Origin of the sequence: Flavobacterium enshiense DK69 (assembly GCF_000498495.1) — a bacterium.
Lineage (GTDB): Bacteria > Bacteroidota > Bacteroidia > Flavobacteriales > Flavobacteriaceae > Flavobacterium > Flavobacterium enshiense.
Window position 1 is genome coordinate 61613 of sequence record NZ_AVCS01000011.1, and the last position, 25290, is coordinate 86902.

Below are 25290 nucleotides of genomic sequence, written 5' to 3' on the forward strand. Positions count from 1 at the left end.
AGCATCAAAATAATGATGCCGCTTTTTTAATAATACTATTTTTTTATGATTTTATGATTACTGCTTTTTCCATTGTTAAAGTCGAGTTGTAAAAGGTACATTCCTGAATTTAATTTAGAGGTTAGCATGTCCAGCTCACTTTTTTCAGTCGTTTTTATTAATTGTTTTCCGGTTACGTCAAATAATGAATATTGACTGATTTGCTCCTGACTTTCTATTGCGAAAGTGGTGTTGAATGGATTAGGGTAGATTGTAAAGGTGTTTTTGTCAAATGCAACAGCATTTAAAAGATATACAGCGTGATAATATTCCGTGCTTGCGGCTTCGATAACGGCGGTATAGTTGTCTAAAGCGGTTTTAAGTTGCGAATTGTCACAATTGCAAACTACATTATAATAGCGTAATAAGGACGGTGAAATAGCAGAAGGATAAGCCTGCGAATAATAAAAAACATTATAAGTTGTAAAAATCTGATTTAAGCCAGGGTCATTTGTAGTTATGATGTTGTTGGAACTTCCTGTTGGAATACCAATTCCCTGCGTTGCGATTTTTGTACTGACGGCATCTTTGAAAATGCCATAACTGGATATGACAGCATGGTCAACTACATTACTATAAGCATTCAAATCCGCAACAAATTGGTTGAGATTTGATGAGGTCGCAGATACTTCATACATTTTTAGGGAATAATCCGGATAAGGGTGACCCGCTTTGGTTTCATAACGATATACCCCGTGTGCTGAAAAAATAGCATTAAGTCCCGGATCATTAGAAGTTGTTGCATGGTTTCCACAGCAAGAACCTCCCACGGGTGTTCCAATCTGGGGATCTACTAATCGAATGTCTACAACAGTTTGCCCAAAAGCAAAAGTCGTAAAAAGTAAAAAGAGGATTATTTTTTTCATAAAGGAAAAATTTATACATTCAAATGTACGAAAAATAAGTGTTTTTTAATTATATGCTGTTTAGTTAATTGATTTTAAGAGTTAAGTGGATTTCGGATAATCTGTCAAAATTTATTTCTAAAATTCACTTGCATTATAAGATGGTAAATAATAATATTTTTGTTTATTCTTTAAAAAACCATTCAAAATCACAGATTGGTTTGCATTTTTGATAATTATAACATTATATTTGCCTTCGAATTTTGGTTGTTGTTTTAGGAATTTTCAAACAACATTAAAAGGGAATCAGGTGAAATGCCTGAGCTGTACCCGCAACTGTAAGCTATCAAGCTTGTTATTATCTACAATACCACTGTCTCGTTTAAGTTAGAGATGGGAAGGTGAATAACAAGACGCAAGCCAGGAGACCTGCCTAAGTTCATCAATAAAATATCAAATCTTCGGGAAAAAAGATTTAGAAAATGAACAAGAAAGATCTCCTAACGGTTATTAAACCCCTATTGTGCTATACTGTAAAAGCACAGCAAAAGTCTATTTCTCTGCTTGGAGAAGATATAATTTCAGAGATACACTCTGAAGAAAATCATGATACTCAATTGTTTAAGGTGGCAGATTACTTGGTTTTAAAGAAAATCTGTCTTTTTTCAATTCGACTACACCTTTTTAGTTCCAGAGTTTTTTCCAAGGGGTTTTGCTTTGGAGAAGATTCTTTGTCTTCGTTTATAAAATCTGTATTTCATAGAAAATCAGTTTCAAAGGACTTTACAGTAGCCCATACTGCCTACTTCAAAAATTATCCTATACTATATCAGTTAATTAATCATAAATTTTTTAAATACATACAATGATGAACAAATACCTTTTTTTTCTTGCCCTTTTTATTTTCAGTTTAAAAGGACTTTCACAGTCTTATCTTGACGGAATTTTTGTTCTTAATGAGGGAAATATGGGGAGTAATGCTGCTTCCGTGAGCTTTATCAGCCAAAATAATCAGGTGGTGGATAATATTTATGGATTGAGAAACAATAACAGCCCATTGGGAGATGTGGGGCAAAGTATTGGTTTTCACGGGAATATTGCCATGATTGTTTTGAATTTTTCAAATGCTATAAAAGTGGTTGACAGGGAAACCTTTGTTTTGGAAGCTACCATAAACACAGGTTTGACGAATCCTCGCTATGTGGAATTTTTCGGCAATAAGGCATATGTGACTTGTTGGGGTGATGGCAATGTTACTACGGATGATTATCTGGCCGTAATTGATTTGGGAACCTATCAGGTGGAAAGCACTATTCCAATGCCGGAAGGGGTGGAGAGAATTGAAGAAGTGAACGGAAAACTTTATGTGGCTCACCTGGGAGGCTATGGATATGGTTCCACCGTCACTGTTGTTAACCCACAAACTTCAGCGATTGAAACCACTATTGCCGTTGGGGATTTGCCTAATTCCATGATTGTAAAGGGTAATTACCTGTATGTGCTTTCCGGAGGGATGCCTTTTTGGAGTCCAAACGCGGAGACCACAGGGAAATTATCCAAAGTGGATTTAGGAACCAATACTGTTGTTTCGGAGTTTGTTTTTTCGGGAATTCAACACCCTTTACACCTTAGTGCCGATGCCGATTATCTGTATTATACGATTGATTCAAATGTTTACAGAGTGTCATTTTCAGATACAGGATTGCCAAGCACGGTTTTCATTAATACACCAGTTACGGATCAACTGGGAATTTACGGAATGGATGTGATCGACAATAAAATTTACATAGCCGATGCCAATGGATATGCAGCCAACGGATTCGCGCACGTTTACAACAATTCAGGGACTTTACTTGCTACCCACACTCTGGGAAATATACCAAATCACTTCTACAAAACGAATCAGAGCAACTTAAGCAATGAAGAGTATAAGGCTGTTAAATTTACGGTTTACCCTAATCCGACAGCGGAAACTGTTTTCATTCAGACGGACAAGAATGTAAATGTAGCGATTTATGATTTGACAGGTAAAAAGATAAAGTCGGAACCTTACACATTTGCAGGGATTAATGTTTCCGGATTGCCAAAAGGGGTTTACTTGATGGAAATTGTTGACAAAAAACAGAAACAGGTTGTAAAACTTGTTGTCAAATAAAAATGCAGAAAGTGATTTCCCTGTTAGTAGTCTTGCTTTCAACAACACAGCTTATGGCACAATCGTATGCGCCGGCCGCAGGTTTGAACGGTTCTACTGCCATTCATAAAAATGACATTTCTTTTGTTGCCTGGGCGTCCAATGTGAGCATCTCGAGAGGATATAAAAAAATCTCAGACCCTTCTATGGGAGTTGCAAGTTCGGGTGTGCCGGAAAATGCGGTAGGCTTTCCATCCGGAGCTGTTGTAAGTCTTGGAGATGGCGGACAGGCAACGGCAACTTTTAATACACCTATTGCCGACAGGCAGGGGTTTGATTTCGCAGTTTTTGAAAACGGGAATACCGGCTATCTTGAATTGGCGCTTGTAAAAGTCAGTTCAGATGGGATTAATTTTTTCGGTTTCCCGAATCATAGCCAGACGCAAACCAACTCCCAGATTGGAACATTTGGAACCCCGTCAGCTCCGTATCTGTATAATTTGGCAGGGAAGTATGAAGCCAGCTACGGTACGCCATTCGATTTAAGTGAAATACCAGATAATCCTCTTTTGGACAAACAAAATATCGCCTTTGTGAAAATTATTGATGTGGTGGGAAGTATTGATCCAGCTTATGCTACTTATGACAGCTACGGGAATGTTATTAACGATTCTTATCCCACACCTTTTGATTCCGGAGGGTTTGATTTACAGGCAGTAGGGGTTATGCATCAACAAGTTTTGAATATTGATGATTTTGAATCGGAATACTTCTCAATGTACCCAAATCCTGCTGACGAAATTGTTTTTTTTGATAAGCTTCCAGCCGATGCTGTTAAGATCTATGATATGTCTGGCCGATTGGTGAAAAGCATTATTTTAAGCAAAGAGAAGTCCGTTGAAGTTTCAGATTTGTTCGATGGGATTTATATGGTTGAAATAATTTCAGGGAATCATAAGGAGATAAAAAAAATAATTATAAAACACTAAATAATACTTTGTGAGAAAATCATTAAAAATTTGATGATCAGGTAGGGTGAATAAATAGTATTTTACGTATAAACGGGCCAGGATTTTAGGTATTTCTTTAATGGGATGATTAAAAATCAAGGATTATTTGCACAATTCATAATTGTAAAGTTATATTTGCGCCAGAATTGAGGTTATGTGTTCGTTTTTTACGAACTATATTAAAAGGGAATTAGGTTAAAAGCCTAAGCTGTACCCGCAACTGTAAGCTATTAAAGCTTGTTGTTATCTGCAAACCACTGTCAAGTTCAAAAACGTGATGGGAAGGTAAACAACAAGATGCAAGCCAGGAGACCTGCCTTTTTCGTAACAAATATCGAGCCTTCGGGAAAAAAGGTTCAGAAATTATGACTGAGAAAAAACTGCTTTTTTTTATTTTACTGTTGCTGGGTCAATTTGCATTGGCACAGAATGACTCTATAATAAAATTAGAAGAGCTGGTAATTTCGGATGTTTACTTAAAAGATAATCAGTCGCAATCCATTCAGGTTCTAAATGATTCTGTAATCAGCAAAAACCAACCTTCCCTTACACATTTACTGAATTATAATAGTGTTATTTATTTCAAAGAGTACGGCCGTGGGATGCTGTCTTCGGTTTCTTTTCGAGGAACAACAGCATCTCAGACCGCCGTTGTTTGGAATGGAATCAACATCAATTCACAACTTAACGGTAGCACAGATTTCAATACGATTACTGCCAATGATTTTAATTCCATCAGCGTAAAAGCAGGAGGAGGGAGCGTGATTTACGGAAGTGGTGCCATCGGAGGATCGATCCACTTAAATAATGATCTGGAATTTAAGAAACAGTTTAAAAACGATTTCAGAGCCTCTTATGGAAGTTTCACGACTTTAGGGACAAATTACAGAATGGTGTTTTCGAATGCCAAATGGAGTTCACAAATCGGATTCTCTTATAATGGTTCCGAAAACGACTATCCTTACGTTGGGCTGTATACCTGGAAAGGCGAGCAACGAAAAAATACAAACGGACAATATTATACTGCGGGACTGAATGTTAGTTTAGGCTATAAGATCAATGCTGCAAGCAGTATTAAGTTTTACAGTCAGACTTCCAATACCGACAGGAATGTTTCTTTGATTTCCGAGTCGGATACCAAAACAAAATACGTTAATGGCTTCAATCGGAATTTGATTGAATATGTGGGTGTTTTTAATAAGTTAACTGCGAGTTTAAAATCGGCTTATATCACAGAAAATTATCAGTATTTTGGGGATATTAGCAATGATTATTTCAGTTTCGGGAAAACAGAATGTGTTATAACCAAATTCGATTTTGGATACCAAGTAACAAAGCGCTTGAAACTAAACGGTGTTGCCGATTACAATCATACCAAAGGATATGGAACTGGTTTTGGAAATAATACAAGACAGATTGGTTCTGCCGCCTTAATGGCCAAATGGAATGTCAATCCGAAATGGCAGAATGAATTCGGTATTCGCAAGGAAATAACAGACAATTACGAAAGCCCATTGTTGTTTTCTGCCGGATCTTCCTATGTTTTCAGTAAGTTGTATACGCTAAGAGCTAATTTTTCAAGAAACTTTAGGATTCCGACTTTCAATGATTTGTATTGGGAAGAAGGAGGGAATCCTGATTTAAAGCCGGAAAGTGCTTATCAGGCCGAAATAGGGAACGTTTTTTCGTTTAAGAAAATTACCTTGTCTCAAACGATGTACTATAACAAAATAAAAGATTTGCTGCGCTGGGTACCAGGTGATGGAGGAATCTGGACACCACAAAACACGGACAGGGTGCAGACTTACGGAACTGAAGTCCTGTTGGAATGGGCAACTAATTTTAATAAGCACTATTTTGTTCTGAACAGTACATACGCTTATACCATATCAGAAAATGAGGAAACGAAAAAGCAATTGTTTTTTGTTCCGTATCATAAAGCAACGGCTTCGATTGCTTATTCGTATAAAAAATTAGCGGCAAACTATCAGTTTTTGTATAACGGATTTGTTTACACGCGCTCGGATAATGATCCAAATGAAATCATCGATCCTTATAATGTTTCAAATGTTGGAATAGATTATGATTTCGGATTCTTTGATTCTTCAAAATTAGGTTTTCAGGTTTTAAATGTATTTAACGAAAAATACGAAAGCCTTGAAAACAGACCTCTACCAGGCAGAAATTTTAATATATATATAAATCTTAAATTTTAATGATAATGAAGTTAAGTAAATTATTTTTAGTTGCACTTGGGAGTGTTTCCGTGCTGGTTTCCTGTACTAACGATGATAACCCTGCAGTTGATTCAAATACAAATGAAACAAATACATATGAAAAAGGAGTTTTTATTCTGAACGAGGGGTCGTCAGGACAAGGTTCGGTTTCCTTTTTAGGTAATGATTTGTCAAAATTCACACAGGATGTGTACGGAGCTGTTAATCCAGGGGATTTGTTTGGGCAATATGTGCAATCGATGTTCTTTGATGGCGACTACGCTTATATTATCGCGGGAGGATCAAATAAAATTAATGTGGTAAACAGAAAAACATTCAAATTAGTGGCAAAAATTGAATCAGGTCTTGCTAAACCACGATATGGTGTTGTAAAAGACGGCAAAGCTTATGTGGTTAACGCTAATACTTATCCGAATTTTGGAGATCCGGCTGATGCGATTGGTAATACAGATGATTATGTGGCGGTTATCAACCTTGCGACAAATTCAGTAGAATCTACTATTCCGTTAAACAATACAGGAAACAGAATTATTTTGGAAAACGGAAAATTATATGTGTCTGAACCATACAAAAGCACAAAAATATTGGTTGTGAATCCCGCAACAAATTTGCTTGAAACACCAATCGTTGTTGGAGAAGGTGCGGATACAATGGAGGTGAACAACGGGATTTTGTATGTGCTGAAAAGTTCTTATGGAAATCCGAGTGAAATCGTAAAAGTTGATTTGTTGGATTCAAGCATGACTAATGTTGTTTTCCCGGAATCATTAAATGATGCTAAAAATTTAGATATCTACGAAAATAAAATCTACTATACAGTGGATACATCGGTTTATGCAATGGATTTAACAGCTTCATCCGCTTCAACTACGGCTATTTTAAGTTATACATCATCATCAGCTTACGGTAAGATGTACGGTTTTGCTGTAAATAACGGACGTATTTTTATTGCTGACGGAGGTGATTTTACAGCCAACAGCAAGGCTTATGTTTACTCATTAAACGGAACGCTCCAAAAGCAAGTTGCTGTAGGGGTAGGGCCAAACGGTTTCTACTTTAATAACTAGAAAAATATAGCATACAAATTTTAGTAGTAATTGACATTTATTATGTATGTTTTATCCCGGTGTGAAAGCATCGGGATTTTTTTGTTTTAAAAAAGATTGCTTTTTTTTATTGTAACTTGTAACAAACTGAAGAGCAGTTCGTCTTGATATTATAAACCAACACCAAACTAAAGTAATTATGAATCAACAGGAGTTTGTGAATTTGATTACTCCTTTTAAGGACAAGTTGTTTCGGATGGCGAAGCGGCTGCTCGTGAGCACTGAAGAAGCTGAAGACGCAACGCAGGAAGTTTTGGTGAAATTATGGAAAAACAACAATGTTCTTTCGAATTATTCCAGTGTGGAAGCTTTCGCGATGACTATGACCAAAAACTACTGCCTTGATCAGTTGAAATCAAAAAGGGCATCCAATTTGCAGATTGTCCACAATGATTATTCCGATAGAGCAGCAAGCGTTCAGAAGCAGGTTGAAGACAAAGACAGTTGGAGTTTGGTGGAGAAAATAATTGAAAGCTTGCCCGAACAACAAAGACTGATCATTCAGATGCGGGATATCGAAGAGTATGAGTTTGCAGAGATAGCAAAAATAATGGAAATGAATGAAACCGCAGTGAGGGTTGCCCTTTCAAGAGCAAGAAAAGAAATAAGAGAACAATTGGTTAAAAAACATAATTATGGAATTGCATAAAATTGAAATATTAGTTGATAAATACTTTGCAGGAGAAACCAGTATTGCAGAAGAAAAGGCATTGAAAGAATACTTTTCATCTTCGGATGTGGCGCCCCATCTGGAACAATACAAGGCAATATTTGGTTACTTGAATCAGGCAAAGCAAGAGCAATTCACCAGAACGGTTCCACTACAACCCAGAAAACGAAATTATGTAGCGTGGATTTCCGTTGCGGCCAGTATTGCAGTTTTGTCCGGTACGCTTTACTTTATGAACCAACAATCGGAACAGCCTACGAATAAAGATCTGGGTACGTTCGACGATCCGGAATTGGCTTTCCAGGAAACGCAGAAAGCACTGCAAATGGTTTCGGAAAACGTAAATGAAGGCGTAAAAAGTATCGACTATGTAAATGAGTACAATCAAACAACAAAAACAATCTTTAAATAATCAAAAAATGAACAAGTTATTTTTAACCTTAGTAATAGCACTGTTTTCGGCAACTATATTTGCTCAAACCGCTTTTGATAAGTTTGACGGACAGGAGAATGTCACATCGGTAATCGTAAACAAGAAAATGTTTGAATTAATGAGCAAAGTAAAAGTTGATGCTTCCGATAAAGAAGCTCAGGCTTATATAAGTCTGCTTAAAAAATTAGACAATCTGCGAGTGTTTACCACAACAAGTGCTAAACCGGCTTCTGAAATGAAGGCAACAATGAACAGCTATTTGAAATCGAATCCTTTGGATGAGTTGATGCGTATCAATGACGGGGGTAAAGCCGTTAAGATTTATGTGAAATCCGGAGCAAACAGCAATCAGGTAAAAGAACTTCTTATGTTTGTTGAAGGTTCTGGTTCTAAGAACGAAACGGTATTGCTTTCTTTAACCGGGAACTTTGATCTTGATGAAATTTCAGCCTTAACGGAAAAAATGAAATTACCGGGCGGAGATTCGCTGAATAAGGCTTCTAAAAAATAATATTTATATATGAAACGGTATTTATACATCGTGCTTTTTGCCTCATTGCTTTTCGCAGGATGTGAACAAAAGCCTTCATTACAGAAATATTTTGTGGCTAATTCAGATAATAAAGATTTTATTTCTTTGGATTTGGCGCCGACTTTCATCAACGTTGAAAAAGTATCATTGTCAGCAGCAGAAAAAGAGGCTTTGGAATCATTTAAAAGGATTAATGTCCTGGCTTTTAAATCCGATTCGTTAAACCAGAATAAGTTTAATGAAGAGCGTGAGAAAGTCAATACGATATTAAAAGACAAAAGTTATCAGCAATTGATGCGTGTGGGTTCCGGTAAAGAAGGTGGTGCTGTTTATTTTGTCGGTCAGGATGAGCATATTGATGAGTTTGTGTTGTATGCCAACAAAAAAGAAAATGGCTTTGCCGTTGTCCGGGTTATTGGCGATGATATGAATCCGACAGATGTTCTGAATCTTATGCGTTTGATGCAGAAAGCCAACATAGACATGGAGCAGCTCAAACCTTTGCAAGCGCTGATGCAACCTTAAAAAAAGTCCCGATAACTTCGGGACTTTTTTATTGTTTGAATGTTGAAGTATGAAACTGTGATCAACTTTGAAATAGATGAATTTGTAAACTGGAATTCCCAATCTGATACAGATTCTTTTTGTGATAGGTATCAAGTATAGTTTTATCAATTTCACGACATTAGGAGCACCCACAAAATTGCAATTAATGGCCCGAGTAATCCATAGATTAATCCGGTTAACCTGAAATCTTTTTGTTCAAGATAACCAGTATTGAATACGATAGCATTAGAAGGGCTTGATGCCAACAATCGTAAACCTGAAGATGATGAAAGTGCTATAATCAAAGCTACTTCTAATTTTTGATCAGGAAGTATAGCCATGCAGATTGGGACCATTAAAGTGGTAGCTGTTGAATTGGTCATCACATTTGCTAATACCATCGCTAAAAATCCAAAGATGCAAAGCAGTAAAATGCTATCCAGTTGCAAGGTGATGAGTATTTCGGCATAATGCTTTAATATACCGGTATGATCAAGTGCAAGGCCTAGCGACAAACCTCCGGCAACCAATAAGAGTGTGTCCCAGCCTAAGGTTTGAATATCTTTTCCAATAAGCACACCGGTTAACGTAAGTACTACAAGTGGGACAGCACACACCGATGATGCTTTTATTCCATGTAAAGAACTGGTAACCCATAGACCGATGGTGACGATTATTACAGCGATAACTATATTCCGTTGCAATGCTGCTTCCTTTGAAACATCTGTTTTCATGTCATCAAGAAAAGCAGTAGAAATAGGGGTAGAATCTTTCAGATGAGCTTTAATCAAAGCGAAACAACAAACCGCATTCACTACTATCGCGAGCGGTACCCCATAAATCATCCAGTCGATGAACTCAATAGTAATTCCTGCATTATGCAATGCACCGGCAGCAATTGCATTTGCAGGCGTACCGACAATGGTGGCCATACCCCCTGTAGTTGCAGCGACTGGAATACCTAATAGCAATGCTTTGGCGACTCCGGAATTTTTATCGAGGGTTTTAAGTAATGGCATTATTGCCGCTAACACCATTGTGGTAGTAGCGGTATTAGACAAAAGCATGGAAGCCAGCATTGTTGCGGTCATTAAGCCAATCAATAAATGCCGTGGATTTGTTCCCGCAACTTTAAGTGTGAACCTGAAAAGCGCTTCATCTAATTTTGTTTTGGCCATGGCTTTTGCAAGGAAAAAGCCGCCTAGTAAAAGCCAAATTATACTGTCGGAAAATGTCTGTACATAATCCTCAATATTTTCGGGTGCTGAATTAAAATGTTTATTGCCAAGGGCAAATACCAGATAAGAAATTATTAGAAGGCTTACCGCAAATGCGGGTACGGCTTCGGTAATCCACAAGCCAATGGCAAAGAACAACAGGAAGATTACATATACCTGAGAGTCGGTAAAATTTGGTTCTTTCAATAGCAGAGTTATTCCTAAAGCTACAGCAAAGGATAGTAGAAAATGATAAACAGATTTATGTTTATTTCCATTAGCACCTTTTTCTTCCATAATTTTTGAAATTACCTCGGAAATAATCGTATTTTAATGGTATTCAGTATGTTATATTATTCAAATATAATAAATAATTATTGTATGCTTTTACGGTATTTGTGTTTTGTCAAATTCCTTTTGACTATTTTTTTAATGGTGGTTTGCTTGATTGAAGTGTTTTTTTTGAATATGCTAATTTATGCGTACGGATTTACTTCAGAAAGGAGCGATTTGTTATTATGAAGCTTATTTAATTTCAAAAAATTTGCTTTTTAGGTATGACGTATATTTACCGTGCATAAATTATATAGATGAGTAAATAAAAAAATCGCAAACCTATATTTATAAAGGAATTGCGATTCTTTGAATGTGACCACGATCAGATTCGAACTGACACGTCTTGCGACACCACCCCCTCAAGATGGCGAGTCTACCAATTTCTCCACGTGGCCGTAAATAAAAAAAGTCAAACACTATTGTTTGACTTCTTATTGTGACCCGGCTGGGATTCGAACCCAGGACCCCATCATTAAAAGTGATGTGCTCTACCAGCTGAGCTACCGAGTCTTGCTTTCAGGAAAATAATTTAGGTCATTTTTGTGACCCGGCTGGGATTCGAACCCAGGACCCCATCATTAAAAGTGATGTGCTCTACCAGCTGAGCTACCGAGTCTAGAATTACTTCCTGATTGCGGGTGCAAATATAAGACGTATTATTTATTTTGCAAGGGAAATTTATTATAAATTTGACTTTTTTTTAAAGTCTATTCTTAAAGTATTAGTTTATAGGAGGTTGTTGCTATGAAAAAAATTGTGTTAGTTGGGTATATGGGAAGCGGAAAATCGACTGTAGGTAAATTATTGTCGGAAAAAACCGAAATTCCTTTTTTTGACCTTGATGTCATAATCGAAAAAGAGGGACAAAAAACGATTTCTGAGCTGTTTTCGGAAATTGGAGAAATCCGTTTTCGAAAAATAGAACATGAAGCACTCAATAATTTTATGGCTGCTCACGATGATTATATTTTAAGTTTGGGAGGAGGAACGCCGTGTTACGCAAATAACCATTTGCAATTGCAAAAAGAGGGTGTCGACTCCATATATTTAAAAGGGTCGATCCATGAGCTTACGAAACGTCTGATGCCTCAAAAGAAATACCGTCCGCTGATCGCTCATCAAAGCGACGAGGAACTGCACGAGTTTATCGCCAAGCATTTGTTTGACAGAAGTTATTTCTATCTCAAATCAAAGCATGTTGTTTCGGTGGATGGTAAGAATCCGGAAGATGTAGTGGAGGAAATAATTCGGCTTTTAGCTTAAATAAGCGTATTCGTCATTTTCTTCAAAAACAACCTGGATGTGTTCCAGTAAGGATGTAGATAAGGAAATGCCTTTAAAATCTGCTTTTACAGGGTATTTTTTATGATTTCGGTCTACCAATACTGCTGTCTTGAATTTCTTTAAAGGAACATCAAGGAAATGCTTTACACCGTAAATTAATGTTGTGCCCGAATTCAGAACATCGTCAATCAAAACCAATCCCTTGTTTTGATACTCGGACACTTCTAAAGAAGTCGTAATTTCATCCTGTGGATTGTTCTTGTTGATTCTCACTTCACATAAAATAACTTTTAAATCGGAAATCTCGGCTAGCTCGCGAGCGATTTTCTGTGCGAAAATGTAACCGCTGTTTGCTATTCCGGCTAGTACCACTTCATTTTCATCCACAAAGGTTTCATAGATTTGGTAAGCAATACGTTTGGTTTTGTGCTGGATTTCGCTTTGCGTTAAAATGATGTTTTTCATGTGATGTGGTGTTTTTTGAGTCCGGCTGAATCGGTTGTAATAAAAACCAAAAATAAAGATTTTTTGTTAAACCGCAGTTTTGCGTGCTTTTTAAAATTAACTGTAAGGTTGATCGGATTTATTTTGGTGTAACAATAAAAAACAGTTCGCGCGCTTTTCTTGGCTGTATTGAATTGTGAGCGGTTTCCAAAGTTTTAATATTGAAAAGCTCTGAAAACAGATTTGTGTACTCTTCTTTGCTTCCTCCAAAAGGAGGGCCGTCTTCTGTTAGGGGAAAATCAAATAGCAAGCCAAAAAGTTTTCCTTTATCAGAAAGCAGGGAATGCATTTTTGCGACATAATTTTTTCTAAGTTCAGGTGACAGTGCGCAAAAGAATGTCTGCTCCATGATTAAGTCGAATTTTCCAGCCAAATCAAAAAAATCACTTTGGATAAGTTGGCTCTCGGGAAATTCAGGAATTCTTTTTTTGATGTTCTGAAGCGGGCTTTCAGCAAAGTCGGCCACAAATACATTTTTAAAGCCTTTAGACAGGAAATAATCCAGTTCGTAACCGTTTCCGGCTCCTGGAATCAGTATTTTAAGGTTTTTGTCTTCAATCTGATCGATATACTCCTTAAGGGGCGTGGTTATGCTTCCTACATCCCATCCGGTTTGGTTTGTTTGGTATCGGTTTTCCCAATACTTGCTATTCAGTTGGTTCTTCATGATGTTCGTCAGGATCGATGGTGTAATCTTCAATGTCTCTTCGGTCTTTTTTGGTTGGTCGTCCCTGGCCTTTGGTGCGGTAGTGTTCTTTTGAGAGTTTGAGTAATTCTAAATGTTCAAAAGCTTCAGCCGGAGTTTCATCTTTACGGTAGATATCAACCAATTTAGGGCCCACTCGATTTTGAGGGACATCCAAAACGGATAAAATATAGGTAATCTGGTCTTTTCGAAGCGTAATTTTGTCCGAAGGGAATACTTCTTTAGAAGGTTTGGCTTCTTGTCCATTTACGGTAATGTGTCCTTTTTTGCAGGCTTCGGTGGCTATGCTTCTGGTTTTATAGTAGCGTACACACCAGAGGTATTTGTCAATTCTCATGGGAATTCGTTAAAATCAGTGTTAATTACATTACAAAAATAAATGAAAATTGTATCTTGCGGCCTCTAAAAATAAACTAATAATGAATAGAATTTTTAAGATATTCGGTATTTTGACTCTGGGGATGCTGTTTGCTAACTGTGAAGGTGACGAACCTGCAGGGCCGGAGCCTGCCAGACCTCATTCCGAAGTTTATGCTGAAAATTTGGCCATAATAGAAGAATATCTGCATGAAGCTTATATAGATGTTAGTAGAAATGCTAATGGAGATGTTACGAGTGTGGTTATCGATACATTAAATCCAGCCCTTGATCCGGACCATACAGTTTCGATATGGGATCAGACGGAATATCCTTTACAAAGTAAAATTGTAAAATTGCATGGGGTTAATTTTAAAGTGTATTATTTGAAATTGGATAATAAAGGTGATACAGAAGCTGATGGTAATAAGCCTTGCGGTGTTGACCGTGTCTTGACGAGTTATTGGGGAAAATCACTGTCAAAAATTCTTAAGAACAAACCGGAACCACATTGGATTTTTTCAACACCTAGGTTTGATTATGCGCCAAATCCGGTTGAATTTAATTTGATTGATGTTGTGAAAGGATGGGAATACATGTTTCCGGAATTCAGAGCTGGTTTTTTTGGTCCTGAGAACCCGGATAATCCTGGTGCTTTGAATTCGGTGAATTTTGGTTCCGGGGTGATGTTTTTGCCGTCTGGTTTGGGGTATTATAATCAGAATCAAAGTAATATTCCGCAATATGCACCGCTTGTTTTTGCATTTAATTTACATGCGGTAACCTACCTGGATCAGGATTTTGATAAAATCGAATCAAGATATGAATATGGTTTTAAATCGGATGGCAGTTTGATAGATACTGATTCTGATGGTATTCCGGATATATTTGATGCGGATGACGATAATGACGGTTACTTAACTAAAAACGAGATTAAACATACTATAACTGTAAAAGATTATACTGTCACTCCTATGACAGTAACAGAGTACACATACTATTATCCTTTCCACGGTGCTGTTGCTGACGATCCGGCAACTGTGGTAAATGAAGCACAAGGTATTCCGGATTGTTCGCTTGATTATACAACGTCAACCAGGAAAAGAAGACATTTAGACAAAACTTGTCGCACTCCGATTAAAGAAGAAGTGATAAAAAACTAATAAGTGATAAAAAAATCCCGCTCATTGAGCGGGATTTTTATTTTATAAAAAAGAAGGTTATTTTCTCTTTATTACTTTTTCTACAGCTTCCACAATTGCCTGATTGTTCAACTTGTATTTCTCCATTAACTGTTCTGGTGTTCCGGATTCTCCAAAACTGTCCTGAACCGCTACGAATTCCTGAGGTTTCGGATTGTTTAGTGCTAATGTTCTAGCAACGCTTTCTCCTAAACCGCCAAGGATATTGTGCTCTTCTGCAGTAACTACACAACCTGTTTTGGCAACTGATTTTAAAATCGCTTCCTCATCCAAAGGTTTGATAGTGTGAATGTTGATTACTTCGGCAGAAATTCCTTTCGCTTCCAAAGCTTCGGCTGCAATTAATGCTTCCCAAACCAAGTGACCTGTTGCGATGATCGTAACGTCAGTTCCTTCATTAAGCATGATCGCTTTTCCAATGATGAAAGGTTCGTCAGCAGGCGTGAAGTTCGGTACCACAGGACGTCCAAAACGCAAATAGGCAGGACCATGGTGATCTGCCAAAGCTAAAGTTGCTGCCTTTGTCTGGTTGTAATCACAAGTGTTGATAACTGTCATTCCAGGTAACATCTTCATTAATCCGATGTCTTCTAAAATTTGGTGGGTTGCTCCGTCTTCTCCTAAAGTTAATCCAGCGTGAGAAGCACAGATTTTTACGTTTTTATCAGAATAGGCTACCGATTGACGAATCTGATCGTAAACACGTCCAGTTGAAAAGTTAGCAAAAGTTCCTGTGAAAGGAATTTTTCCTCCGATAGTTAAGCCGGCTGCGATTCCAATCATGTTTGCTTCAGCAATTCCAATCTGGAAAAAACGCTCCGGGTGGTTCTTTTTGAATTCGTCAAATTTTAACGATCCGATAAGGTCGGCACAAAGTGCTACCACGTTTTCGTTTTTCTGACCTAATTCGGTCATTCCCGCTCCAAATCCCGAACGGGTATCTTTACTTCCTGTATTTATGTATTTTTTCATTTGAATTTTAATTGAAAGATTGAAAAATTGAAAGATTGAAATTTCTGAAACCAACAGCTTTCAATACAATCGTCATTCTGAAATCTGATTTCTGCGGTCTGCTTTCTAATAATCGATTTCGTCTTCACAGTAGTTTTGACTCAACGCTGCAGCCAATTGCTCATCATTTGGAGCTTTTCCGTGCCAAGCATGCGTGTGCATCATGTAGTCTACACCATGTCCCATTTCAGTATGTAATAAAATACAAACCGGTTTGCCTTTTCCTGCAAGTGCTTTGGCGTGGTTTAGTCCCGCAATGATATCTTCAATGTTGTTTCCTTCTTTGATTTCAACAACATCCCAATCAAAAGCTTCGAATTTAGCTTTCACACTTCCCATGTTCAATACTTCGTCGGTAGGACCGTCAATTTGCTTTCCGTTCAAATCAATGGTAGCAATTAAGTTGTCTACTTTTTTTGCAGAAGCATACATGATAGCCTCCCAGTTCTGGCCTTCCTGAAGTTCACCGTCTCCCAATAATGCATAAACGAAATGGTTGTCATTATTAAGTTTTTTGGCTTGTGCAGCTCCAACAGCTACAGATAAACCTTGACCTAATGAACCAGACGCCATTCTTACTCCCGGTAAACCTTCATGAGTAGTTGGGTGACCTTGTAATCTTGAATTTAATTTTCTGAAAGTAGCCAATTCCGAAACAGGGAAATAGCCGCTTCGTGCAAGAACACTGTAGAAAACCGGTGAGATATGTCCGTTTGATAAGAAGAAAATATCTTCCCCAATACCGTCCATGTCAAAACCAGGTTTGCGCTCCATTATATTTTGGTATAAAACCACCAAAAACTCAGTACATCCCAAAGAACCTCCCGGGTGACCTGAATTTACAGCGTGTACCATACGAAGAATGTCTCTTCTTACCTGAATCGTTAAATTGCTTAATTGTTGTGTGTTACGCTTCATTTTGTGTGTAAAAGTTAAACTGTTGCAAAGATAATGAGTTAAATGGATTTTTTGGAAGATTCGGCAGCCCGATTTTAAGAAATGTTTGCAGGATGTTAATTAAATTCATAATTCATAATTCATAACTCACAATTCTTTTATCTTTGCCGATTGTAAAATATATATATGAAGTTTGATTTAGTACAGAAAGACCCACAAACAAAGGCAAGAGCAGGATTTATAACTACTGATCACGGTGTAATTGAAACACCTATTTTTATGCCTGTGGGAACTGTTGCTACCGTAAAAGGGGTGCATCAGCGAGAGTTGAAAGACGATATCAACCCGGATATTATCTTAGGAAATACCTATCATTTATACCTTCGTCCGCAAACTGAAATTCTTGAAAAAGCAGGAGGTTTGCATAAGTTCATGAACTGGGACCGAAACATATTGACGGATTCGGGTGGTTATCAGGTATACTCGCTTTCGTCTAACCGAAAAATCAAAGAAGAAGGGGTGAAATTTAAATCCCATATAGATGGTTCCTATCATTTTTTCACACCTGAAAATGTGATGGAAATTCAGCGTACTATAGGTGCTGATATCATTATGGCATTTGATGAGTGTACACCATATCCGTGCGATTATCGTTATGCTCAGAAATCCATGAAAATGACGCATCGCTGGTTGGACCGTTGTATCAGGCATTTGGATAATTTACCGTTTAAATACGGTTACGAACAAACATTTTTCCCGATTGTTCAGGGAAGTACTTATAAAGATTTACGTGCACAGTCTGCTGAGTATATTGCAAATGCAGGAGCACAAGGAAATGCAATCGGTGGACTTTCTGTTGGCGAGCCGGCCGAAGAAATGTACGCAATGACAGAGGTGGTTACGGCAATTCTTCCGGAAGACAAGCCTCGTTATTTAATGGGAGTGGGGACACCAATTAACATTCTTGAGAATATTGCTCTTGGGATTGATATGTTCGACTGTGTTATGCCTACTCGTAATGCAAGAAACGGAATGTTGTTCACGGCTAACGGAACCATCAACATCAAAAATAAAAAGTGGGAAGCTGATTTTTCACCTATCGATGAGATGGGGCACACTTTTGTGGATACGGAATATTCCAAGGCTTATCTGCGCCATTTGTTTTCTGTTAACGAATATCTTGGAAAACAGATTGCTACGATTCACAACTTAGGTTTTTACATGTGGTTGGTTCGCGAGGCGAGAACCCGCATCTTGGCCGGAGATTTCCGTGAGTGGAAAGAAATGATGGTGAAAAACATGAGTCAGCGACTATAATAAAAGCCGTACGTGCAAATGAAAATAATCGATAATTATATCTTAAAGCGTTATTTAGGAACCTTCACCGTAATGTTATTGTTGTTCATTCCGATTGGAATTGTAATCGACGTTTCGGAGAAAGTCAACAAGATGATTGAGAACAAAGTTCCGTTTGTGGAAGTTGCCAATTATTATCTTGATTTTACGGTTTATTTCGCCAACATGCTTTTTCCGATTTTCTTATTCTTGTCGGTTATCTGGTTTACATCGAAATTGGCTAATAATACTGAGATTATCGCGATTTTAAGTTCCGGAATCTCATTTACTCGTTTTCTTAGACCTTATATTATAGGTGCAACGATAGTTTCTTTGTTTGCTTTGCTGATGGCCTTTATTTTGGTGCCAAATGCGAGTAAGGGTTATAATGATTTCAGGTATACCTATCTGAAAAATAATCCCAAGGTAAGGGAGAACCTGGATGTTTACAGGCAAATTAGTAAAGACGAGTTCATCTACGTTAGTAATTTTAATTATATGTCGAAGATGGGCTTTAACTTTTCACTTGAAAAATTTAAAGGCGATAAGTTAGAATATAAAATTACTGCAAACCGAATCAAATGGAACGAAGCAGACAGTACCTATACCTTATTTGGTTATAAAAAGAGGATTGTTGGAGAGCTTGACGATCAGTTAGTTTCTGTGGACCAGCGAACAATGAAGCTGAATTTTGATATTGATGATTTAACCCCGGTGGTTTATATTGCGGAAACAATGACTTTCGGAGAATTGAACAAATTCATTGAAAAAGAAAGGGCAAGAGGTTCCTCGAATATCAATACCTACGAAGTTGTAAAATACAAAAAGTTCAGTTTGCCTGTGTCGGCTTTTATCCTGACGATTATCGCTGTGGCGGTTTCGGCAATGAAGCGAAGAGGAGGAATGGGGGTTAACCTTGCCCTGGGAATTGCTCTGGCCTTTACGTTCATCTTCTTTGATAAAGTATTCGGGACATTGGCAGAAGCTTCGAGTATGCCACCGATTGTAGCTGTTTGGCTTCCTAATGTTATTTTCGGAATATTAGCGATTTATCTGTTGAGAAATGCAAAACGATAAAGTAAGGAGTTATTTTCATCTCCATCTTATTGTATTTATTTGGGGATTTACGGCAGTTTTGGGAAAGCTGATTTCTCTTGATGCATTGCCTTTGGTTTGGTATCGCATGATGATTGCTGTTTTGATTATCTTCCTTTATGTAAGGATCAGAAAAACTCCTTTGGCTCTGTCTAAGCGGTTACTGTTCGGTTTTTTGTTTTCCGGACTGGTTATTGCCCTGCACTGGCTTACTTTTTTTCAGGCAATTAAAGTTTCAAATATATCGGTAACCTTGGCGTGTCTGTCTACCGGAGCCTTGTTTGCTTCGATTTTGGAGCCGATTTTCTATGGTAAAAAGATTGTTGTATATGAAGTCCTGTTCGGTTTATTGGTAGTCTTCGGATTGGGGATTATCTTTAGAGTGGAAGGTAATTATGTGGAAGGAATTTTATTGGCGCTAACCTCTGCTTTTCTTTCAGCGTTGTTCTCTGTTATCAACGGAAAGTTTGCCAAACATAATGACGCGGCTGTTATAACTTTATATGAACTTGCCGGAGGTATCGGGTTTTTGTCAATATATCTGCTGTTTTCCGGTCAGTTTACGAAAGAATTTTTTCAGATTTCAACATCCGATTTACTGTGGCTGTTTGTTTTAGGATCGATTTGTACGGCCTATGCATTCCTGGCTTCAGTGAAAGTAATGAAATTCCTGACACCTTATACTGTAATGCTGACCATTAATCTGGAACCGATTTACGGTATCATATTGGGGATTTTAGTGTTCAGCGAAAGTGAAAAAATGAGTTCCGAATTTTATATCGGTGCTTCAATCATACTGATAACCGTTATATTGAACGGTATCATAAAAAACTATAAGAAAGTTAAAAACTAATTTAAATAGTTTCTGCATTGTAAAATGAAAATTTTATCTTTGCGGTTCAAATTAAAGTCAAAAGAATCAAACAAAATGGAATACTTAGATTTTGAACTTCCGATCAAAGAGCTTGAAGATCAATTGGATAAATGCCAGATAATTGGTCAGGAATCGGATGTGGATGTATCCTCAACCTGCAAGCAGATCGAACAGAAATTAGAAGAAACTAAGAAAGAAATATATAAAAATCTTACAGCGTGGCAACGAGTTCAGTTGTCCAGACATCCAAACCGTCCTTATACGATGGATCACGTAAGAGCTTTGTGCGGTGAAACTTTCCTGGAACTATTTGGAGACAGAGGAGTTAAAGACGATAAAGCAATGATTGGCGGTCTTGGAAAAATCAACGGACAATCATTCATGATCGTTGGTCAGCAAAAAGGATACAATACTAAAACACGTCAGTACCGTAACTTCGGTATGGCTAACCCGGAAGGATACCGTAAAGCACTTCGTTTAATGAAGATGGCTGAAAAATTTGGAATTCCGGTGCTTACTTTAATCGATACTCCGGGTGCATATCCAGGTTTGGAAGCAGAAGAAAGAGGTCAGGGAGAAGCAATTGCTCGTAATATTCTTGAAATGATTCGTCTGAAAGTGCCTATTATCTCGGTAATTGTTGGAGAAGGAGCTTCAGGAGGTGCATTAGGAATAGGTGTTGGAGACAGAGTATTAATGATGGAAAACACCTGGTATTCTGTAATTTCTCCGGAGTCTTGTTCATCAATCCTTTGGAAGAGCTGGGAATACAAAGAGCAGGCAGCCGAAGCATTGAAATTGACTTCAGCAGATATGAAAAGACAAAAATTAGTTGACGATATCATACCGGAACCGCTTGGAGGAGCTCACTATGACAGAGACACTACTTTTAAAACAGTTGAAGAATATGTTATGAAAGCTTTTAATGAGTTGAAAGACTTATCAACAGAAGAATTAGTAGCACAACGTATGGATAAATACAGTAAAATGGGTGAGTACAACGAGTAAAAGCACCTCTTTTCAATAAAATCATCCGAAGCCTTGCTGCTTCGGATTTTTTTTGACTTATTAACAACGAATGCCGAGTTGTCAACAATGGTTTATTAACAACTCGAACGTAAATTTCATAAAAACTTGGCTACCTTAGCGGCATGGAAAACCTTAAGAATATAAACCCTTATAAAGTGGATAAAACTACGATCATCAACCTCGAAAAAGGGAAGTTGCCTCCACAGGCGCTGGACCTTGAAGAGGCGGTGCTTGGCGCTATGATGATTGATAAAAAAGGGGTCGACGAGGTTATCGATATTTTAAGCCCCGATGCTTTTTACAAAGACGCACACAAGTACATTTTTGAAGCTATCGTACAGCTGTTTAACGATACGCAGCCAATTGACTTATTAACAGTTTCTTCCCAATTAAAGAAGAACGGTAAACTGGAATTGTCAGGAGGCGATTTTTATCTGATCCAGCTTACGCAGAAGATATCTTCTTCAGCGCATATCGAATTTCACTCACGTATCATTCTTCAAAAATTCATTCAGCGAAGTCTGATTCGAATTTCTTCTGAAATTATTGAAGATGCCTATGATGAAACAACAGATGTTTTCGATTTGTTAGACAAAGCCGAGTCAAAATTGTATGAAGTAACGCAAGGTAATATCAAACGTAGTTCAGAAACGGCGCAAAGTTTGGTTATTCAGGCGAAAAAGAGAATTGAAGAAATTGCCAATAAAGAAGGTTTGAGTGGTATTCCGACAGGTTTCCACGATCTGGATAAACTAACTTCAGGTTGGCAGCCGTCCGATTTGATCATTATCGCAGCTCGTCCGGGTATGGGTAAAACCGCTTTCGTATTATCCATGGCGAGAAATATGGCGGTTGACGCCGGAGCACCTGTGGCGTTGTTCTCTTTGGAGATGTCTTCGGTTCAGTTGATTACCCGTTTGATTTCTTCGGAAACCGGTTTGTCTTCAGAAAAACTGCGTACAGGTAAATTAGAAAAACATGAATGGGAACAGCTTTCCATCAAAGTTAAAGACTTAGAAAAAGCACCTTTATATATTGACGATACACCGTCGCTTTCCATTTTCGACTTGAGAGCTAAAGCCCGACGTCTGGCATCTCAATACGGAATCAAGATGATCGTAATCGATTACCTTCAGTTAATGACAGCAGGAGGTAACGGTAAAGGAGGCGGAAACCGTGAGCAGGAGATTTCAACCATTTCCCGAAACTTAAAAGCATTGGCAAAAGAGTTGAACGTACCGGTAATTGCACTATCCCAGTTATCGCGTGCCGTGGAAACGCGTGGAGCGAGTAAGCGACCGTTGTTATCCGACTTACGTGAATCGGGAGCGATTGAGCAGGATGCGGATATTGTATCGTTTATCTACCGACCGGAATACTATAAAATCGAAGAATGGGATGACGAAGAACGTTCTTCAACGCAAGGTCAGGGTGAATTTATCGTAGCAAAACACCGTAACGGTGGTTTGGATAACATCCGATTGAAATTTATCGGAAGTCTGGGTAAATTTGATAACCTTGACGATCACAGTTCTCCTTTTGAGGATTTGCCGTCGAGCATGAATATGGATAACAATCCGTTTATAACCAAAAACCTTCCATCGGCCAACGAAGCTTTCGGAAGCAATATGAATAGTTTTGACGATGACAGCGATGTCCCGTTCTAAATAAAAATCTAAGCCTGCTTTTAGCAGGCTTTTTTTGTATGGTTTTTTCTTTTTAAATTCACGTATATATTAGAGTTGTGTGACATACTTGCGGACATTGCTAACTAAAAATTAACTTTGACAAACTAAAACGATATGAACTTTTTCAAAATCAAAACAAGCTGGTCAAACGCAGAATTTATTCCATTAAAACTTTGCATTGCTACGGCGTATATTTTAATTGGAACTTACTTTCACAATTTTTTTCGTGATTATTATATTCCTGTTTTTATCATTTTCTGCATTACCGTAATTTGGTCAGTTTATATGTGGTTAAGTAAAATGAAAAATAATAGCTAAAAGTAAACGCAAACTGACTTTGGAAAATTTACTATTATTTATTCTATTAGCATTACTTGCTGAAATTCTTGGAACAGTCGGAGGATTTGGTTCTTCATTATTTTTTGTTCCTATAGCCAGCTACTTTTTAGATTTTCATTCCGTATTGGGAATAACAGCTTTGTTTCATGTATTAAGCAACCTTTCAAAGATTGCATTTTTCAGAAAGGGATTTGATAAAAAGCTTGCTATTTCCATGGGTGTTCCTGCTGTGGCTTTTGTAATAGTGGGAGCTTTTCTTAGTAAATTCATTGAAACAAAAATTCTTGAAATCTCACTTGCAATATTCTTGATTGTTGTCAGTTTGACTCTTCTCATATTTAAAAAGATTACAGTGAAACCAACATTATCAAATTCAATTATGGGTGGAACCTTTTCAGGAATGATTGCGGGATTATTAGGAACAGGAGGAGCAATCAGAGGGATAACCTTAGCAGCTTATAATCTTAGAATTGATGTGTTCATTGCAACCTCTGCCATTATTGACTTAGCAATTGACGCAAGCAGAAGTGTTGTTTATTCCCTCAATGGATATGTGCACAAACACGACCTTTATCTCATTCCAATTTTACTTATAGTAAGCATAATGGGAACATTCATCGGAAAAATAATATTAACCAAAATTTCTGAACAACAGTTTAAATCCATTGTATTGATTTTAGTCCTTATCACTGGAATTGTTACATTCTCAAAAGTAGTTTTAAAATGAAACCGAACAATTTCATCTCAATAATATCATCTAATGCACAATAGCACGATTGCACAACAGCGGTTTTGAGCAAGTGGGGTTTGGTGTATAAAGGGACGTCTTTTTGTATATTTGACTTTGTGAAAAAATAAACTAAAGGAGCAAAAATCCCCACTTCCACAAAGCCAGCGGGACGCTGGATGGAATGACCCCGCTCCCTAAATAATTGACATTCCTTATAAATCTTTTATTTTAATAAATACAAATGGACAATACTGCAATAAAATTCAAGTTTTACATCGGAGGATATTTCGGTAGTCAAAATGAGGTTGAGTATAATGAAAATTACCTGATTTGTTCTGTTCCAGACTATCCGGGTGAGTCGGTAGCGCCATTTCAAGCCATTCATGTAGCTGATGATCCTGATTGGGTAGCATTGCTTGAATTTACCAGAAACCTGAAATGGAGATCTTCTTATCGCTCAGATGTTTTGGATGGAACACAGTGGGAGTTTGAATTTGCATTTATGGATACGACGCTTAAATCACATGGCTCGAATAAATATCCAAAAGAATTCGATCAATTTCTTGCTTTACTGAACAAATTGCTTTCAAAACATAATATCCCTAAAGTATATTAGTAGGCTTATGCAAGTCCAATAAAACGACTTTTAAAACCCAACTATCAAGCTGTTTAAAAAGACAAAAAGTGATGTTTTCTAAAATCATAAAGCGTGAATTTCAAGTAGCATTCTCCAGGAACGCACAACCAATATGGTTCAGGGTTTTAAAGTATGTCGTGCTGTGTTGTTGTATTTATTTCTTTTGGCATAGTCCTCTGTTTTGGATTATTTTGGGCATTATATTTATTTTGGGTTTACTATTGCACTTCTGGTACAGGTATAAAACAGATGGATGGACAAAAAGTTATGGTGGATGGGATTATGAAAAAAACAAACCCTGACTGGCGCGAGCATCTTGCTCGTACTAACAAAGAGAATAAAAACTACATCAGCAGTGATTTACTGTATTTGCAGACAACAACACTAAAAATCCCCGACATGAGTTGGGGATTTTCATTTTATACAACCATCACTTAAGTTATTAACGGCATTTGTCAAAAACTAATTTTGAAAAGTTTTCTTATAATTTTTACTTT

The 25290-nt window shown here is 37.5% G+C and carries 25 protein-coding genes, 3 tRNA genes and 2 riboswitches; of the genes, 18 read left to right on the forward strand and 10 right to left on the reverse strand.

The features are described 5' to 3' along the window. Positions 1-35: 35 nt before the first annotated feature. Complete coding sequence (locus FEDK69T_RS08615; RefSeq protein ID WP_023573767.1) at positions 36-905, reverse strand: T9SS type A sorting domain-containing protein; 870 nt, start codon at positions 903-905, stop codon at positions 36-38. A gap of 226 nt (positions 906-1131) precedes the next feature. After that, a riboswitch (cobalamin riboswitch) is annotated at positions 1132-1335 on the forward strand. 414 nt (positions 1336-1749) lie between these two features. On the opposite strand from FEDK69T_RS08615, the gene FEDK69T_RS08625 reads away from it, so the two are divergent. The 8 genes from FEDK69T_RS08625 (at position 1750) to FEDK69T_RS08660 (ending at position 9531) form a co-directional block, all read left to right on the forward strand. Continuing rightward, positions 1750-3039 (forward strand): T9SS type A sorting domain-containing protein, encoded by a 1290-nt coding sequence (locus FEDK69T_RS08625; RefSeq protein WP_023573769.1) that lies wholly within the window; start codon positions 1750-1752, stop codon positions 3037-3039. Between the two features lie 2 nt (positions 3040-3041). Beyond that, complete coding sequence (locus FEDK69T_RS08630) at positions 3042-4007, forward strand: T9SS type A sorting domain-containing protein (RefSeq protein ID WP_035630766.1); 966 nt, start codon at positions 3042-3044, stop codon at positions 4005-4007. A gap of 153 nt (positions 4008-4160) precedes the next feature. Next, a riboswitch (cobalamin riboswitch) is annotated at positions 4161-4363 on the forward strand. A gap of 30 nt (positions 4364-4393) precedes the next feature. Next, positions 4394-6244, forward strand: a complete 1851-nt coding sequence (locus tag FEDK69T_RS08635) for a TonB-dependent receptor plug domain-containing protein (protein ID WP_023573771.1) — start codon at positions 4394-4396, stop codon at positions 6242-6244. A 5-nt stretch (positions 6245-6249) separates the two neighbouring features. Further along, complete coding sequence (locus tag FEDK69T_RS08640; protein ID WP_035630793.1) at positions 6250-7332, forward strand: YncE family protein; 1083 nt, start codon at positions 6250-6252, stop codon at positions 7330-7332. 178 nt (positions 7333-7510) lie between these two features. Further along, entirely contained in the window at positions 7511-8020 is a 510-nt protein-coding gene (locus FEDK69T_RS08645) for an RNA polymerase sigma factor (RefSeq protein ID WP_023573772.1), read from the forward strand. After that, the gene (locus FEDK69T_RS08650) at positions 8007-8453 is read left to right on the forward strand and encodes a hypothetical protein (RefSeq protein ID WP_035630767.1); all 447 of its coding nucleotides are present in this window, start codon (positions 8007-8009) and stop codon (positions 8451-8453) included. The genes FEDK69T_RS08645 and FEDK69T_RS08650 overlap by 14 nt, the downstream gene beginning before the upstream one ends. A gap of 7 nt (positions 8454-8460) precedes the next feature. After that, the gene (locus tag FEDK69T_RS08655) at positions 8461-8985 is read left to right on the forward strand and encodes a DUF4252 domain-containing protein (RefSeq protein WP_023573773.1); all 525 of its coding nucleotides are present in this window, start codon (positions 8461-8463) and stop codon (positions 8983-8985) included. A 9-nt stretch (positions 8986-8994) separates the two neighbouring features. Further along, positions 8995-9531, forward strand: coding sequence for a DUF4252 domain-containing protein (locus FEDK69T_RS08660; protein WP_023573774.1), 537 nt, complete (start codon positions 8995-8997; stop codon positions 9529-9531). A 152-nt stretch (positions 9532-9683) separates the two neighbouring features. On the opposite strand, the gene FEDK69T_RS08665 is transcribed toward FEDK69T_RS08660, so the two are convergent. The 4 genes from FEDK69T_RS08665 to FEDK69T_RS08680 form a co-directional block, all read right to left on the reverse strand. Continuing rightward, entirely contained in the window at positions 9684-11066 is a 1383-nt protein-coding gene (locus FEDK69T_RS08665) for an SLC13 family permease (protein WP_023573775.1), read from the reverse strand. A 352-nt stretch (positions 11067-11418) separates the two neighbouring features. Next, positions 11419-11500: transfer RNA gene (locus FEDK69T_RS08670), tRNA-Leu, on the reverse strand. 42 nt (positions 11501-11542) lie between these two features. Further along, a tRNA-Lys gene (locus tag FEDK69T_RS08675) sits at positions 11543-11615 on the reverse strand. Between the two features lie 33 nt (positions 11616-11648). After that, a tRNA-Lys gene (locus tag FEDK69T_RS08680) sits at positions 11649-11721 on the reverse strand. Between the two features lie 128 nt (positions 11722-11849). Here FEDK69T_RS08680 and FEDK69T_RS08685 point away from each other — a divergent pair. After that, positions 11850-12368 (forward strand): shikimate kinase, encoded by a 519-nt coding sequence (locus FEDK69T_RS08685; protein WP_035630768.1) that lies wholly within the window; start codon positions 11850-11852, stop codon positions 12366-12368. Here FEDK69T_RS08685 and FEDK69T_RS08690 read toward each other — a convergent pair. The 3 genes from FEDK69T_RS08690 to FEDK69T_RS08700 form a co-directional block, all read right to left on the reverse strand. Then, positions 12360-12854 carry a phosphoribosyltransferase family protein gene (locus tag FEDK69T_RS08690; protein WP_023573777.1) on the reverse strand — a complete coding sequence of 165 codons (495 nt, stop codon included), beginning with the start codon at positions 12852-12854 and terminating at the stop codon, positions 12360-12362. The genes FEDK69T_RS08685 and FEDK69T_RS08690 overlap by 9 nt on opposite strands. 118 nt (positions 12855-12972) lie before the next feature. Then, positions 12973-13560 (reverse strand): methyltransferase domain-containing protein, encoded by a 588-nt coding sequence (locus tag FEDK69T_RS08695; protein ID WP_035630769.1) that lies wholly within the window; start codon positions 13558-13560, stop codon positions 12973-12975. Further along, positions 13541-13936, reverse strand: coding sequence for an RNA-binding S4 domain-containing protein (locus tag FEDK69T_RS08700; RefSeq protein WP_023573779.1), 396 nt, complete (start codon positions 13934-13936; stop codon positions 13541-13543). The genes FEDK69T_RS08695 and FEDK69T_RS08700 overlap by 20 nt, the downstream gene beginning before the upstream one ends. Before the next feature lie 82 nt (positions 13937-14018). Here FEDK69T_RS08700 and FEDK69T_RS15465 point away from each other — a divergent pair, with 82 nt between their 5' ends. Then, the gene (locus tag FEDK69T_RS15465; protein ID WP_023573780.1) at positions 14019-15119 is read left to right on the forward strand and encodes an FKBP-type peptidyl-prolyl cis-trans isomerase; all 1101 of its coding nucleotides are present in this window, start codon (positions 14019-14021) and stop codon (positions 15117-15119) included. A gap of 57 nt (positions 15120-15176) precedes the next feature. On the opposite strand, the gene FEDK69T_RS08710 is transcribed toward FEDK69T_RS15465, so the two are convergent. Together FEDK69T_RS08710 and FEDK69T_RS08715 are read right to left on the reverse strand one after the other, a co-directional pair. Continuing rightward, the gene (locus FEDK69T_RS08710; protein WP_023573781.1) at positions 15177-16130 is read right to left on the reverse strand and encodes a transketolase family protein; all 954 of its coding nucleotides are present in this window, start codon (positions 16128-16130) and stop codon (positions 15177-15179) included. 105 nt (positions 16131-16235) lie between these two features. Beyond that, positions 16236-17087 (reverse strand): transketolase, encoded by an 852-nt coding sequence (locus FEDK69T_RS08715; RefSeq protein ID WP_035630770.1) that lies wholly within the window; start codon positions 17085-17087, stop codon positions 16236-16238. A 165-nt stretch (positions 17088-17252) separates the two neighbouring features. On the opposite strand from FEDK69T_RS08715, the gene tgt reads away from it, so the two are divergent. From tgt to FEDK69T_RS15845, 8 genes are all read left to right on the forward strand, one after another. Further along, positions 17253-18383, forward strand: a complete 1131-nt coding sequence (tgt, locus tag FEDK69T_RS08720) for a tRNA guanosine(34) transglycosylase Tgt (protein ID WP_023573783.1) — start codon at positions 17253-17255, stop codon at positions 18381-18383. Positions 18384-18401: 18 nt separating this feature from the next. Continuing rightward, on the forward strand, positions 18402-19478 hold the full coding sequence (locus FEDK69T_RS08725) for an LptF/LptG family permease (RefSeq protein WP_035630771.1): 1077 nt from the start codon (positions 18402-18404) through the stop codon (positions 19476-19478). Continuing rightward, positions 19465-20349, forward strand: coding sequence for a DMT family transporter (locus FEDK69T_RS08730; RefSeq protein WP_035630772.1), 885 nt, complete (start codon positions 19465-19467; stop codon positions 20347-20349). Before FEDK69T_RS08725 ends, FEDK69T_RS08730 begins: the two co-directional genes overlap by 14 nt. Positions 20350-20424: 75 nt before the next feature. Further along, positions 20425-21378 carry an acetyl-CoA carboxylase carboxyltransferase subunit alpha gene (locus tag FEDK69T_RS08735; protein WP_035630795.1) on the forward strand — a complete coding sequence of 318 codons (954 nt, stop codon included), beginning with the start codon at positions 20425-20427 and terminating at the stop codon, positions 21376-21378. A 143-nt stretch (positions 21379-21521) separates the two neighbouring features. Then, positions 21522-23066, forward strand: coding sequence for a replicative DNA helicase (gene dnaB / locus FEDK69T_RS08740; protein ID WP_023573787.1), 1545 nt, complete (start codon positions 21522-21524; stop codon positions 23064-23066). A 358-nt stretch (positions 23067-23424) separates the two neighbouring features. After that, positions 23425-24153, forward strand: a complete 729-nt coding sequence (locus tag FEDK69T_RS08750; RefSeq protein WP_023573788.1) for a sulfite exporter TauE/SafE family protein — start codon at positions 23425-23427, stop codon at positions 24151-24153. Between the two features lie 244 nt (positions 24154-24397). Beyond that, positions 24398-24772, forward strand: a complete 375-nt coding sequence (locus FEDK69T_RS08755; protein WP_023573789.1) for a hypothetical protein — start codon at positions 24398-24400, stop codon at positions 24770-24772. 270 nt (positions 24773-25042) lie between these two features. Then, positions 25043-25231 carry a hypothetical protein gene (locus tag FEDK69T_RS15845; protein WP_035630775.1) on the forward strand — a complete coding sequence of 63 codons (189 nt, stop codon included), beginning with the start codon at positions 25043-25045 and terminating at the stop codon, positions 25229-25231. Positions 25232-25290: the final 59 nt, after the last annotated feature.